Annotated in this window: 13 protein-coding genes; 7 read left to right on the top strand and 6 right to left on the bottom strand. The window is 71.2% G+C overall.

Annotation, left to right across the window (positions count from 1 at the left end; all coding sequences use genetic code 11):
* The first annotated feature begins 11 nt into the window (after positions 1-11).
* The gene (locus AXK61_RS22135) at positions 12-1,184 is read left to right on the top strand and encodes a cystathionine gamma-synthase (protein WP_068574963.1); all 1,173 of its coding nucleotides are present in this window, start codon (positions 12-14) and stop codon (positions 1,182-1,184) included.
* Here AXK61_RS22135 and AXK61_RS22130 read toward each other — a convergent pair.
* Both AXK61_RS22130 and AXK61_RS22125 read right to left on the bottom strand, forming a co-directional pair.
* Entirely contained in the window at positions 1,177-1,638 is a 462-nt protein-coding gene (locus tag AXK61_RS22130) for a hypothetical protein (RefSeq protein ID WP_139058110.1), read from the bottom strand. The two genes, AXK61_RS22135 and AXK61_RS22130, sit on opposite strands and share 8 nt — an antisense overlap.
* A 16-nt stretch (positions 1,639-1,654) precedes the next feature.
* Positions 1,655-3,280 (bottom strand): alpha/beta hydrolase family protein, encoded by a 1,626-nt coding sequence (locus AXK61_RS22125; RefSeq protein ID WP_068747028.1) that lies wholly within the window; start codon positions 3,278-3,280, stop codon positions 1,655-1,657.
* Positions 3,281-3,455: 175 nt separating this feature from the next.
* On the opposite strand from AXK61_RS22125, the gene AXK61_RS22120 reads away from it, so the two are divergent.
* Complete coding sequence (locus tag AXK61_RS22120) at positions 3,456-4,520, top strand: polysaccharide deacetylase family protein (RefSeq protein WP_068747027.1); 1,065 nt, start codon at positions 3,456-3,458, stop codon at positions 4,518-4,520.
* A gap of 86 nt (positions 4,521-4,606) precedes the next feature.
* On the opposite strand, the gene greA is transcribed toward AXK61_RS22120, so the two are convergent.
* The 3 genes from greA to AXK61_RS22105 form a co-directional block, all read right to left on the bottom strand.
* On the bottom strand, positions 4,607-5,101 hold the full coding sequence (gene greA, locus AXK61_RS22115) for a transcription elongation factor GreA (RefSeq protein ID WP_068574968.1): 495 nt from the start codon (positions 5,099-5,101) through the stop codon (positions 4,607-4,609).
* 168 nt (positions 5,102-5,269) lie between these two features.
* A complete protein-coding gene (locus tag AXK61_RS22110; protein WP_068574969.1) occupies positions 5,270-6,028 on the bottom strand; it encodes a queuosine precursor transporter in 759 nt (252 codons plus the stop codon).
* The gene (locus AXK61_RS22105; RefSeq protein WP_068747026.1) at positions 6,025-6,453 is read right to left on the bottom strand and encodes a DUF4307 domain-containing protein; all 429 of its coding nucleotides are present in this window, start codon (positions 6,451-6,453) and stop codon (positions 6,025-6,027) included. The genes AXK61_RS22110 and AXK61_RS22105 overlap by 4 nt, the downstream gene beginning before the upstream one ends.
* Before the next feature lie 160 nt (positions 6,454-6,613).
* Between AXK61_RS22105 and mca the strand changes: the two genes are divergently transcribed.
* From mca to AXK61_RS22090, 3 genes are all read left to right on the top strand, one after another.
* Complete coding sequence (mca, locus tag AXK61_RS22100) at positions 6,614-7,480, top strand: mycothiol conjugate amidase Mca (protein WP_068575326.1); 867 nt, start codon at positions 6,614-6,616, stop codon at positions 7,478-7,480.
* A complete protein-coding gene (locus AXK61_RS22095; protein ID WP_068747025.1) occupies positions 7,480-7,806 on the top strand; it encodes a hypothetical protein in 327 nt (108 codons plus the stop codon). The genes mca and AXK61_RS22095 overlap by 1 nt, the downstream gene beginning before the upstream one ends.
* A gap of 75 nt (positions 7,807-7,881) precedes the next feature.
* A complete protein-coding gene (locus AXK61_RS22090) occupies positions 7,882-9,828 on the top strand; it encodes an ArnT family glycosyltransferase (protein WP_068575327.1) in 1,947 nt (648 codons plus the stop codon).
* 38 nt (positions 9,829-9,866) lie between these two features.
* On the opposite strand, the gene AXK61_RS22085 is transcribed toward AXK61_RS22090, so the two are convergent.
* A complete protein-coding gene (locus AXK61_RS22085) occupies positions 9,867-10,424 on the bottom strand; it encodes a dihydrofolate reductase family protein (protein ID WP_068574971.1) in 558 nt (185 codons plus the stop codon).
* A 66-nt stretch (positions 10,425-10,490) separates the two neighbouring features.
* On the opposite strand from AXK61_RS22085, the gene AXK61_RS22080 reads away from it, so the two are divergent.
* Together AXK61_RS22080 and AXK61_RS22075 are read left to right on the top strand one after the other, a co-directional pair.
* Complete coding sequence (locus AXK61_RS22080) at positions 10,491-12,461, top strand: thioredoxin domain-containing protein (protein ID WP_139058112.1); 1,971 nt, start codon at positions 10,491-10,493, stop codon at positions 12,459-12,461.
* A 193-nt stretch (positions 12,462-12,654) separates the two neighbouring features.
* Positions 12,655-13,713 carry a 3-deoxy-7-phosphoheptulonate synthase gene (locus AXK61_RS22075; protein WP_068574973.1) on the top strand — a complete coding sequence of 353 codons (1,059 nt, stop codon included), beginning with the start codon at positions 12,655-12,657 and terminating at the stop codon, positions 13,711-13,713.
* Positions 13,714-13,729: the final 16 nt, after the last annotated feature.

Raw genomic sequence — 13,729 nt, 5'->3', positions numbered from 1 at the left:
GGGCCTCGATCATGAGTGAGCAGAAGAGCGCGATCGACAAGCACGCGGCGCAGGGCTTCTCGACCCGGGCGATCCACGCCGGCTACGAGCCCGATCCGCTGACCGGCGCGGTCAACGTACCGATCTACGCCAGCTCCACCTTCGCCCAGGACGGTGTGGGCGGAATGCGCGGCGGCTACGAGTACGCCCGCACCGGGAACCCGACCCGCCGCGCGTACGAGGCGAACCTCGCCGCGATCGAGGAGGGAACCTTCGGCCGCGGCTTCGCATCCGGCATGGCCGCCACCGATTGCATGCTGCGCGCCGCGTTGCGCCCCGGCGATCACCTCGTCATCCCCGACGACGCCTACGGCGGCACCTTCCGTCTCATCGACAAGGTCTTCTCGCAGTGGGGGATCGAGCACACCCCCGCGCCGATCAACGATGTCGACGCGGTGCGCGCGGCGATCCGCCCGAACACCAAGCTGGTGTGGATCGAGACGCCCACCAATCCGCTGCTCAACATCGGCGACATCGAGGCCCTCGCCGGCGTCGCGCACGACGCCGGCGCGAAGCTGGTGGTGGACAACACCTTCGCGAGCCCCTACCTGCAGACGCCGCTCACGCTCGGCGCCGATGTGGTGCTGCACTCGGTGACGAAGTACCTGGGCGGCCACAGCGACACCGTCGGCGGCGCACTGATCACCAACGACGAGCAGCTCGACACCGATTTCGCGTTCCTGCAGAACGGTGCGGGCGCGGTGCCCGGCCCGTTCGACGTGTACCTGGCGCTGCGCGGCATCAAGACTCTCGGCGTGCGCATGGACCGGCACTGCGACAACGCGGAGCGGGTCGTCGAGTTCCTCTCCGGGCGCCCGGAGGTGTCGACGGTGCTCTACCCGGGCCTGGACAGCCACCCGAACCACGCCGTCGCCGCCAAGCAGATGAAGCGCTTCGGCGGCATGATCTCGGTGCGGCTGGCCGGCGGCCGCGAGGCGGCGCAGCGGTTCTGCGCGCGGACCGAGATCTTCACGCTCGCCGAGTCGCTGGGCGGCATCGAGTCGCTCATCGAGCACCCGGCGGCCATGACCCACGCCTCCACCGCGGGTTCGCAGCTCGAGGTGCCCGAGGACCTCGTGCGGCTGTCGGTCGGTATCGAGGACATCGGCGATCTGATCGCGGACCTGGAGAACGCGTTCAGCTGACCCCGCAGTACTGCCAGAGTCCGCCCTCGTAGCGGAAGCGCACGGTCGTCGTCGTCTCCCGATCGGCACCCGCCGTGACGGGGTGTGTCACGGCGACCGTCGCGTCGTCGCCCGCGATGGTGACCGCACCGACGAGCCATCGGCCCGGCGGATACCACCGGTCGCGGGCGTCGAACGACCCCAGGATCCGCCGGCACATGGAGTCGCTCATGTCCTTGCCGGGCGCGCTGTCCCTGCTGAACAGGCTCGCCCGGAATCGCACCGACCCCTCGTCGTGGCGGTCGTGCACGAGAGGGTCGGACAGCGCGTGGGCGAGGAGCAGGAGCATCCCGAACGCGGCGGCCAGTGCGGCGACGGCGACGACGAGCACGAAGGCGATCGCCGAGGTGGCGGCGACGGCGACGAACGCGGCCGGATTCCGCTGTCGCAACGGCGCCTGGTAGGTGTTCACCACCACTCGATCGTCCGGCTCAGACCTTGCCGCCCTCTTGGGCGCCGCTTGCCCGCCCGAGTCGTTCCGGGCCGGCCGGGGCCGGAGCCGGGCGCTCGGCGACACCGAGGTCGCGCATGCACTGCGCGATCGTGACCTGGACCCGCACCGCTGTCGGATCGTCGAAGACCGCGTACGTGCCGGGCCGGGCGAGGGCGGTGATCGCCGTGACGACGCCGGCCAGCGCGAGCCCGCCGACCGCTGCGACGCCACCGGCGGCCCCGCCGGGCCCGAATCCGGCGAGTCCGGTCCGCACGGCTCCGATCCCCGTCGTTCCCGGCGCCCGGCACGCACCGACGCCGAGCGGACCGGCGGCTACCAGGAAGCCGGCCGCCGCGATCAGGGCGAGCCGGGTCCGGGTGCGGAACAGGGGCTTCGGGCCGATCCGGTCGTCGACCCTGCGGACTCCGGCGCGGACCTGCTCGCCGACCGCGTCCGGGAAGCCCAGCCGGCGCAGCATCGTGGGGATCGCGTCGATCGCCGCGTCGGTGACGTCGATGCCGTACGGCGCGACGAGGTCCGAATAGGCCAGCTGCACGACCTGGGTCACGGCGTCGCGCAGGGTCCAGCGAGCGGGGAGCTCCGGCATGTTTCCCGCGACCAGCTCAGCCAGCTCCGGCGGCAACTCGCCGACACGGTGCTCGATCTCCTCGACGTAGCTGCGTCGCAGCATGCTCACGACCCCGTCGAGCTTCTCCCGGGCCGCGCTTCCGGCGACGCTCTCGCTCATCACGCCGAGGTAGGCGAGCGTGAGCAGGGTCCCGGCATCGGCGTCGCTGAGCCGCGGACGCGGTCCCGCGGTGGCGACGGTGCGCTGCAACGCGTCGTCGATGATGGTCGCGAACGCGGGGTGTGAGGTGTACATGCTCGCGAGATGGCCTGCGCTGCCACCGATCCAGAAGTCGTTCGCCTCGGGGAAGACGTCCGACAGCCCTCGGCCCGCGGTCACGGGGTCGAGCGGATCGATGAAGTTCGACCAGTCGCCCACGCGCGAGTAGGGGAAGCGCCGGAGGATCCGGTCGGGTGCCCGGTGCAGTGTCTCGTTGCCGCCGGGGCTGCCGATGGTGACGAAGCGCCGGACATGAACGTCGGGCGGGAGGTGGTCGAGGAGGTCGATGGCGATGATGCTGCCCAGACTGTGGCCGACGAGGACGATGTCGCCGTCGGCGGCGGGGAGCTCGTCGAGGATGTGCTGCAGGACGGTCGCGCGCACGCCCTCGTCGGTCAGGTAGTTCTGCACCTGCTTGAGCGCACCCAGCACGGCGTGATCGAGACCGATCGTCTGCACACGATCGACCAGCCCCTTCGGTACGTCGTTGAACGCCAGGCCGCGCACGCCCTCGAAGCGGCGGATGCGCTCGGCGAGTCGTGCCTGCCGGTCGGCGAACGACCGGCGGGCATCGGCGTCGTCCTGCTCGGCGTAGGTGATGGCGGGATGGCCGACGGCGGGACGCAGGCCGTGGAGGTGGTCGGAGTACCGGGGCGCGAGGACGTCGGCGGCGGTGACCGGGGCGGCTCCGATGTGCTGCAGGCCGAAGTTCAGGCCGGTGAGCCAGTTGCCGCCGGCGTCGCCGCTCCCGACGCCGTGCAGGTACACGAGCTTCACCGACGTCTCCTCGATCCCCGTGGCGGCACGATCCCGATTCTATTCGGCGCCGGGCCCGGGCCCGCTCCGGCGTAACGACTCGGTCACCATCTGAACCTTCGACTTCCCCTTCAGGGTTCATGGGACTAATGTGGCGTTTGTTGTAGAACATGACACAAGTGGCTGGAGTGAGTTCTTGAGGCCGAATCAGAGCCGAAAGGTCCGCAATTACGCGGTCGCGGGCAGTGCCCTCGCGATCGCGGCCGCCGTCGCGGTCGGATGCGGTGTGACCGGCACCGATACCAACCGCGCAGGGTCGAGCCTGACCTTCGATCCGCTGCCCTCGGCACCGTCGGGCGCCTCGGCCGCACCCGGTTCGGGCGTCAACCCCGGCGCCCTGCCGCCCGGGCAGACGGCCCCGGTCCCGTCCCCTCCTGCACCGGCGACGATGACCGTCGTCGTACCGCCGCCCAGCGCGGCGGCCAAGCCCCAGACCACCGTCCCCGGAACGCCGGCGCCCGCTGCGCCGCCCAAGCCCGCCGCCGGCAACGGTGGGGGGAGCGGCGCACCGTCGGGCCAGGGCGACGGTGCCCCGAGCGGCCCTGCCTCGCCCACTCCGGCGGCGCAGGCGCAGGCGCGGTCGGTGACCAAGCCCGTCCTGCTTCCGGACGGCAGCGTGGACTGCGCGAAGAGCAAGTGCGTGGCGCTGACCTTCTCCGGCGGCCCCGGCCCCGTGACCCGGCAGTTCCTGCAGACCCTCGACGCGCACGGCGGCAAGGGCACGTTCTTCGTCACCGGCGCGCAGGTGAACCTGAACCCCGACATCATGACCGCGATCGCGGGCACCGGGAACGAGGTGGCCAACGGCACCTGGACGCAGCCCGACATGACGACCCTGTCGGACGCCGACGAGACGGCTCAGCTGCAGCAGACCAACGACGCGATCCGCACGTCCGTGGGCAGTACGCCCACGCTGTTCCGGCCGATGGGCGGGCACACCTCGCCGTCGGTCGTGGACGCCGGCAAGCGCCTGGGGCTCACGCAGGTCCTGTGGGACCTGGACTCGATGGACTACAACTACCAGGCCGATCCCGACGGCCTCACGCAGGTACTGATGGGGATGAAGCCCGGGCAGATCGTGATGCTGCACGACACCTTCGTCTCGTCCGCGACCGCGCTCGACCGCGCGATGACGGCGCTCTCCGACCAGGGGTACGCCTTCGTCACCGTCAGCCAGCTGCTCCGCACCCGCGCAGGGTAGCCGCTCGCGGATTCCCTCGCCCCGCATGCCGAAAGCGGGCCCGCCCCCGAGGGGACGGGCCCGCTTTTGCGAGGCCGGAGCGGGACCTACGAGTGGTAGGGCTCCGCGCTGACCAGCGTGACCTTGACGGTGGCGCCGCTGGGGATGGTGTACTCGCGGGTGTCGCCGACCTTCGCGTTGATGAGCGCCGCGCCGAGCGGGGAGTTCGGGGAGTAGATCTCCAGCTCGTTCTCCTGCGCGCCCTCCTCGCGGGTGGCGATGAGGAAGGTCTCGACGTCCTTCTCGTCACCGTCGTAGTACACCTTCACGACCGAGCCGGGAAGCGCCACGCCGGACTGGGTGGGCGCCTCGCCGACCTTCGCGTTGTTGAGGAGCTCCTGCAGCTGGCGGATGCGCGCCTCCTGCTGGCCCTGCTCGTCGCGCGCGGCGTGGTAGCCGCCGTTCTCCTTGAGATCGCCCTCTTCGCGGCGCTCATTGATCTCGGCGGCGATGACGGGGCGGTTGGCGATCAACGCGTCCAACTCGTTCTTGAGGCGCTCGTGGGACTCGGGGGTCAACCACGTCACCTGAGTGTCCGTCATTTCTCTGTCCTTCGTCGTAGTCGGCGGGGCCCGGCGCGGGGCGATCGTTCCGCAGCCGAGCCGGCCCTGGAACGGTGCCCGGGGCCCGCAAATGCAGCAATACACGGCTCCATGCGGAACCGTGTATCCGCCCACCCTAGCACGAAAGCGGCAAGCGGGTTGGGCGGATCAGGTCGCCAGCAATGCCTGCTGGTAGGTGGGCTCGCGTCGCTTGAGGAACCCGCAGAGGGCGTAGCTGAACGGCATGATCACGATCTCGACCAGCGTTTTCCACACGAAACCGAGGATCATGTAGTTGAGGAACTGGCCGGGGCTGGTGAACCCGAGGGCCGGGGCGGCGATCGAGCAGAACACCAGGGTGTCGAAGAACTCGCCGACCACCGTCGATCCGAGCAGACGGGACCAGAGGTGCTTCTCGCCCGTCCAGGCCTTCATGCGTACCAGCACCCAGGAGTTCATGAACTCACCCACGAGGTAGCCGGCCAGGCCCGCGACGAGGAACCGCGGGACGACGCCGGCCACGGTCCGGAAGGCCTCGTCGTTGGGCCAGCCGGGGGCGGCGGGGAGGGTGGTGGTGATCCAGAAGCACAGGGCGGCCAGCGCGAGGATCGCGAAACCGGTGAGGATCACCCGGCGCATCGCGCGGAAGCCGTACACCTCCGAGATCACGTCGCCGAGGACGTAGGCGAGGGGGAAGAGGTAGAAGGCGCCGTCGGTGGCGATGCCGTCGATCTTCAGGCCGAGGAACTCGAGGTGCAACGACGGGGCGAACAGCACGGCCTTGGTGCCGGTGATGTTGCTGATGATCATCACGCCGACGAAGAGGCCGACGAGGGCGGGGAAGTAGTGGCTGGAGACGGAGGCGAACGCCGGCCGCGCGCGATTGCGGGCCGGCTGCCCAGACTTGGATGTGTTGTCAGTGCTCACGGACGGTCAAGATACGCGGGCACGTCCGTTCCGCAACCGAAGACATCGCCGACGGCGGGCGGCTCGGTGGTGCGCACCTCACTGCTCACCACGACGACGGTGTCCGGCGACGGGGCGACGTAGAACTCGCGGCGACCGATCTCGTCGCCCGCCTTGTTCTTGACGTAGACGACGCAGCTGACCGCCTTCGACGGGTCCGTCCGCGTGACGGTGACCTGGACCTCCGCGGCCGAATCCGAGAGCACGCTGTACCCCGCGGTCTCGCCCGTCACGGGTTGGCGGGAGAACTTCTGATACCCCAACCACGCGATGAGCACACCGAGGATCACGACCACGACCAGCCCGATGGCGCCGATCCGGCGAGCGCGGGCGGGATCGCGCTCGTCGGGGTAACGATCGGAAGGGCGGACGCGGGCGGTCGACATGGCATCCATCGAATCACACCCGATGGCGGCGGCCCACCGGCCCGCGCGGTGCCCGCGCCCGTCCGCTCGCGCGGGGCGTGCCCGCCCGCTCGCGCAGCGCGTGCCCGGTCGGGTGCACCCGGCGCGCGCGCGGCAGCGCGGATCGTGGACACTGGACGGCATGACCGGATACCGCCTCCTCGCCGTTCACGCGCACCCGGACGACGAGTCGAGCAAGGGCGCCGCAACCATGGCGCGGTACGCGGCCGAGGGGAACGACGTGCTGGTCGCGACGTTCACGGGCGGCGAACGGGGAGACATCCTCAACCCGGCGATGGACGTCGCCGGGATCCAGGACCGGCTCCCGGAGGTCCGGCGCGAGGAAATGGCCAAGGCCGCGGCGATCCTGGGCGTCGAGCACCGCTGGCTCGGCTACGTCGACTCGGGACTGCCCGAGGGCGACCCGCTGCCCCCGCTGCCGGAGGGCTGCTTCGCGCTCGAGCCGGTCGAGGTGCCGACGGAGACGCTGGTGCGATTGATCCGCGAGTTCCGCCCGCACGTGATGATCACGTACGACGAGAACGGCGGCTACCCGCACCCGGACCACATCATGACCCACACGGTCTCCATGGCGGCGTACGAGGCGGCCGCGGATCCCGAGCAGTTCCCGGACGCCGGCGAGCCCTGGCAGATCTCGAAGGTCTACTACAGCCACGGATTCCTGCGCGGCAAGTTCCAGGCCTTCGCCGACGAGTTCGAGAAGAACGGCCTCGAGAACCCCTACACCGAGTGGCTCGCCCGGTGGAAGGACGAGAAGAACGACATGATGGCCCGCGTGACCACGCAGGTCGAGTGCGGCGAGTACTTCCCGGTCCGTGACGACGCGCTCCGCGCCCACGCCACCCAGATCGACCCCAACGGGCCCTTCTTCGTGGTGCCGATGGAGTGGCAGCAGCGCCTGTGGCCCACCGAGGAGTACGAGCTGGCCAAGACCGTGGTGAGCAGCAGGATGCCCGAGAAGGACCTGTTCAGCGGAATCGACCTGTGATGACACCGCTCCTGCAGCTGGCCTCCGACGTGGCGGTCCTCGTCGCCGACCCGCAGAAGCCCAAGGGCCCCGAGTTCGGCAAGTCCGGCCCCCTCGGGCTCGCGGTGATCGTCGCGCTGCTGGCGGTGACCTTCCTGCTCATCCGCTCCATGAACAAGCACGTCAAGAACCTGCCGGAGTCCTTCGACGACGAGGCGCCGGGCGAGGGCGACGAGGCCAGCGGCACGGACCACGCCGGGATCGAGGCCGACGGGGCCGCGCTCGGCAAGGGCGACGGCGCACCGTCGGACCGCGCCGACGGTGCCGGGGGCGACGGGCCCCGGTAGGGCCTCACAGCCACCTCCCAGGCTCAGGCCCGGGGCCGCCCAGTTCCGCCCGCGAGGGTGGCTTCCGTGAAGTACATGACTCCACGGCGCTGTGCCGTGACCGCACTGCTCGCCGCCACTGCGCTGCTGTACTGCTGGAACCTGTCGATCAACGGATACGGCAACGAGTTCTACGCGGCGGCGGCGCAGGCCGGCGGGCTGAGCTGGAAGGCCTGGCTCTTCGGCTCGCTCGATCCGGGCAACGTGATCACCGTCGACAAGCCGCCCGCGGCGCTGTGGGTGACCGGCCTGTTCGTCAGGGTCTTCGGGCTCTCGTCCTGGTCGATCCTGCTGCCGCAGGCGCTGATGGGCGTCGGCACCGTGGGATTGGTGTACCTGACGACGCGACGCCTGCTCGGTTCGGTCCCCGGGCGCATCGCCACGGGCGGCGCACTTCTGGCCGGCGCGGTGTGCGCGCTGACGCCGGCGGCCGTGCTGATCTTCCGGTTCAACAACCCCGACGCCCTGCTGGTGCTGCTCATGACCGCTGCCGCCTACTGCACGGTGCGGGCCTGCCAGGCGGCGTCGTGGCGCTGGCTGATGGCGTGCGGCGCCCTCCTCGGCTTCGCCTTCCTGACGAAGATGCTCCAGGGCCTGCTGGTGCTACCCGGTTTCGGCCTCGCCTACCTGTTGTTCGCGCAGACCTCGTGGCTCCGGCGCGCCCGCGACCTGGCGATCGGCGTCGTGGCGGTCGTCGTCGCGTCCGGCTGGTACGTGCTCCTGACGGTCCTGTGGCCGGCGTCGTCGCGCCCGTACATCGGCGGGTCGACGGACGGCACCTTCATGGACCTCGTGCTCGGCTACAACGGGCTGGCGCGGATCGTCGGGAACAGTGGGGGCTCCGGTTCCGGCGGTTTCGGTGGGGGCGGCGGGCCGGGTGGCAACGGGGCCACGGGCACCTCGTTCGGCGGCACGCCGAGCCTCGCCCGCCTGTTCAGCAACGAGTTCGGCAACGAGATCTCCTGGCTGCTGCCCGCTGCACTGCTCGTGCTCGCGATCGGTCTCGTGCTGGTGGCGCGGCGTCGTCTGGAGCGCGACCTCGCGCTGGGGCTCACCGTCTTCGGCACCTGGCTCGTGGTGACCGGCCTGGTGTTCTCGTACATGAGCGGCACGGTGCACCCGTACTACACGGTGGCACTCGCCCCGGCGATCGCGGTGCTCGTGGGCGGCGGTGCGGCCGTCGCCTGGAGCCGCAGGTCGACGGTGCCGGGCAGCCTCGCGCTGGCCGGGCTGGTGGTCGCGGCGGGTGGCTGGGGCGTGATCCGCGCCTGGCGGACCGGGTACGCGTGGCCCGTGCTCGGGGTGGTCGTCGGGGCGCTGACGGTGCTCGCCGTCGTCGCGCTCGTCGTCACGCGTCGGGGCGGTCGACGGGCCGTCGCCTCCGCGCTGGTGCTCGCGCTCCTCGCCGGCGGCGTCGCGACCGCGGCGTTCTCCGTGTCGACGGCGGGCACCGCGCACAGCGGCGGTATCCCGACGGCCGTGCAGACGGCGAAGTCGGGCAACGGGTTCGGTGGGTTCGGCGGTCGGGACGGGGACCGTGGCGACCGCACGCGACCGTCGGAGGGGGCCGGCGCACCGTCGAGCGTCGCACCGTCGAGCAGTGGACCGTCGGCCGGCGGATCGGTCGGTGAGAAGGGCGGCGCGGGAGGTCCCGGCGGCGGGAGCAGGGCGAACACCGAGCTGGTCACGCTGCTCAAGGGCACGACGACCCAGTGGGCGGCGGCGGTGAGCGGCTCGCAGAGCCAGGGCACGCTGCAGCTGACCTCGGGCCGACCGGTGATCGCCCTCGGCGGCTTCACCGGCTCCGATCCCGCACCCACCCTCGCGCAGTTCCAGCAGTGGGTGAAGGACGGGAAGGTCTCGTACTACATCGCGTCCGGCGGATTCGGCCCCGGCGGCGGGAAGTCCGAGATCGGTACCTGGGTGGCGGCGCATTACACGGCGACCACCGTGGGTGGATCGATCGTCTACAAGCTCGTGTAGCGCGCCCGGTCGGCACGCGTGCTCCGATGCCGTGCTGCTCAGTCGGACCGTCGGTAGTGCAGGGCGACGGCGCCGTTCGACAGCGGAGTCGAGGAGATGAGGTCGAGGCGCCGCGTGCCGGGCAGGCCGCCGCCGAACAGGGTGGGTCCGTGGCCGGTGATCATGGGGTGCACGAGGAACCGGTACTCGTCGATCAGGTCCAACCGGTCGAGCTCCGTGGCGAGGGCGCCGCTGCCGACCAGGACCCCGTCGGGCGTGCGGTCCTTGAGGTCGCGCACCGCGGTGCGCAGGTCCCCCGTGAGGTGATGGCTTCCCGTCCACGGGAAGTCGCTGCGCGTCGTCGAGACGACGTACTTCGGTTTCGCCTCCAGCGCGAGGGCCCACTCGCGCATCGCCGACGGCGCCTCGACCTCGCCGCGCGCGACCAGAGGCCAATAGGACTCCATCATCTCGTAGGTCGTGCGGCCCCAGAGCATGGCGCCGCCGGCGTTCATCAGGTCGGTGAAGAGGGCGTGCGTCTCGTCGTCGGCGATGCCCTCCCGGTGGTCGACGCAGCCGTCCAGCGTGACGTTGAGGCTGAACGTGAGGAGGCCCATCCGGTGATTATGGTCCTGGCGGCGCGACCTGTGCGCCGGTCGAGTGCACTGAGGCAGGATGGGGTCATGAACCGTCTCGGCGCGTCCACCAGCCCCTACCTGCGCCAGCACGCCGACAACCCGGTGCACTGGCAGGAGTGGTCGGAGGCCGCGCTGGCGGAGGCCGCGGAGCGCGACGTGCCGATCCTGCTCTCCATCGGCTACGCCGCCTGCCACTGGTGCCACGTCATGGCGCACGAGTCCTTCGAGAACGAGGCGATCGCGGAGCAGATGAACGCGGGCTTCGTCTGCATCAAGGTCGACCGCGAGGAGCGCCCCGACCTCGACGCGATCTACATGAACGCCACGGTCGCCATGACCGGCCAGGGCGGCTGGCCCATGACCTGCTTCCTCACACCCACCGGCGAGCCCTTCTACTGCGGCACCTACTACCCGCCGGAACCCCGGGGCGGACAGGCGAGCTTCCCGCAGCTCCTCGAGGCCATCTCCGACACCTGGCGCGAGCGCCGCGACGAGGTCGGTCGGGTGTCGGGGCAGGTGGCCGCGCACCTGCGCCAGGCCTCCGCCGGGCTGCCCGACGGTGCCTCCCCCTCCGCCGAGGACCTGGCCGGCGCGGTGCGCGCGATCTGCGCCGATGAGGACCCGTCGGGCGGCTTCGGGCGCGCCCCGAAGTTCCCGCCGTCGGCCACCGTCGAGGCTCTGCTGCGGCACCACGAGCGCACCGGCGATCCCGCGTCCTACGGCGTGGCCGTGCGGTGCGCCGAGGCGATGGCGCGCGGCGGGATCTACGACCAGCTCGGCGGAGGCTTCGCCCGGTACGCCGTGGACGCCGACTGGGTGGTGCCGCACTTCGAGAAGATGTTGTACGACAACGCACTTCTGCTCCGCTTCTACGCGCACCTCGGCCGCCGGACGGGTTCGCCGCTGGCGCTGCGCGTCGCCGACGAGACCGCCGACTTCCTGGTCCGGGATCTCGGGGTCGACGGTGGCGGGCTGGCGTCCTCGCTCGACGCGGACACCGTCGTCGACGGGCACGGTGTGGAGGGCGCGACGTACGTGTGGACGCCCGCCGAGCTCGTCGAGGTGCTCGGCGAGGCCGATGGCGCCTGGGCCGCCGAGGTTTTCGCGGTCACGCCGGACGGCACCTTCGAGCACGGAACGTCGACGCTGCAGCTGCGCGGCGAGCCGGATCCGGTACGACTCGCGGACGTCCGGCGGCGGCTGTTCGAATCGCGTTCGGGGCGGGCGCAACCGGGCCGTGACGATAAGGTCGTCACCGTGTGGAACGGGCTCGCGATCACCGCGTTCGCGGAGGCGGGCAGGGTCGAGCAGGCCGAGGCCGTCGCGCGGTACGTGCTCGGAACCCATTGGGACGGTGAGCGCCTGCGCCGCAGTTCGCTGGGCGGGGTCGTCGGTGACGCCGACGGGATGCTCGAGGACTACGCCGCGCTGGTGACCGGACTGCTGGCGCTGGTGCAGCAGACCGGTGGATCCGACTGGGCCGCAGCGGCGGCCGCTGTCCTGGACGCCGCGATCGTCCGCTTCGCCGACCCGGAGGCGGCCGGCAGCTGGTACGACGCACCGTCGGACGGACAGGCCCTGCTGACCCGCCCGCGGGACCCCGCAGACGGTGCGACACCGGCGGGCGCGAGCCTCATCGCCGAGGCGCTGACCTACGCCGAGGTCCTGTTGGGGGAGCGGTACGCCGCTCTCGCCGCTGCCACGCGGGCCCGGTCCGGGGAGCTCGTCCGCCGGGTTCCGCGGGGAGCGGGCCACCACCTGGCCGTCGCCGAGCAGGCTGCAGCGGGGCTGCAGATCGCGGTGGCCGACGGTGCCGGCGCCGCCGCGCTCGTCGCGGAGGCACGCCGTCTGGCACCGGGCGGTGCGGTCGTCGTCGCCGGCGCGAGGGATTCGCATCCGCTGTTGGAGGGCCGCGGGCCGGTCGACGGCCGGGCCGCGGCCTACGTGTGCCGGGGCACCGTCTGCTCCCTGCCGGTGACCGGGGGTGAGGCGCTCGCAGAGGAGCTCGCGTCGTAGCTGTGCTATGTTCGCTGCGTGGGTATGAACGCGTATTGGCGCTTTACCGAGGCTCCGGGTGGGGCCGTCGGTGAGGCGCGTGTGCGCTAGTACCGAACGTCACGACCCGGAGCCGAAGGCAGCGAGAGCACTCGCTGCCTTTTTCTATGGCACCGGGAGTCCAGCCTGGTGTCGCCTACCAGGAAGACATGAGATGACCATCGAACTCGACACACCGGCGTCCACCTCGAACCGGCGCGTCCGGGCCTTCCATCCGATCCCCTCGCCCGCTCAGCTGCGCGACGAGTTGCCGCTCGCGCCGCGTCTGGCAGCGCAGGTCGAGGCCGACCGCCGCGCCGTCGCCGGCGTCATCGCGGGCCGTGACCAGCGGCTCCTCGTCGTCGTGGGGCCGTGCTCCGTGCACGACCCCGAGGCGGCGCTCGACTACGCCCGGCGGCTCAAGCCGATCGCCGATGAACTGGCCGATCAGCTGCTGATCGTGATGCGGGTCTACTTCGAGAAGCCGCGGACCACCGTCGGCTGGAAGGGCCTGATCAACGACCCCGGGATGGACGAGTCCTACGACGTGCCCCGCGGCCTGCGTACCGCGCGGCGGCTGCTGCTCGACATCCTCGAGATCGGCCTGCCCGTGGGCTGCGAGTTCCTCGAGCCCACCAGCCCGCAGTACATCGCCGACACCGTCGCCTGGGGTGCGATCGGCGCCCGCACCACCGAGTCCCAGGTGCATCGTCAGCTCGCGTCGGGGCTCTCGATGCCGATCGGTTTCAAGAACGCGACCGACGGGAACGTGCAGGTCGCGATCGACGGTGCGCTCTCCGCCGCGGCCCGGCACGTCTTCTTCGGCACCGACGACGAGGGCTCCGCCGCCGTCGTCGAGACCGTCGGCAACGACAACTGCCACATCATCCTGCGCGGCGGACGCGGCGGGCCGAACTTCGACGCCGCGTCGGTGTCCGGTGCCGTCGCCGCGCTCGAGAAGAGCGGGCTCGCGCCGTCGGTGATGGTGGACTGCTCGCACGCCAACTCCGGCAAGGACCACGTGCGCCAGGCCGAGGTGGCTCGGGAGATCGCCGCGCGCATCGCCGCAGGCGAGACCGACATCTCCGGCCTCATGCTCGAGTCCTTCCTGGTCGCGGGTGCGCAGCAGCCCGGGCCCGGGCCGCTCGTCTACGGCCAGTCCGTGACCGACAAGTGCATGGACTTCGCCACCACCGACTCGGTCCTGCACGACCTGGCCGCGGCGCTGCGCTGAGGGCGGACCGCTGAAA

The organism is Tsukamurella pseudospumae, from assembly GCF_001575205.1.
GTDB classification, from domain to species: domain Bacteria; phylum Actinomycetota; class Actinomycetes; order Mycobacteriales; family Mycobacteriaceae; genus Tsukamurella; species Tsukamurella pseudospumae.
Note: the sequence above shows the minus strand (reverse complement) of the source record. Positions and strands in the feature narration are given on the sequence as shown.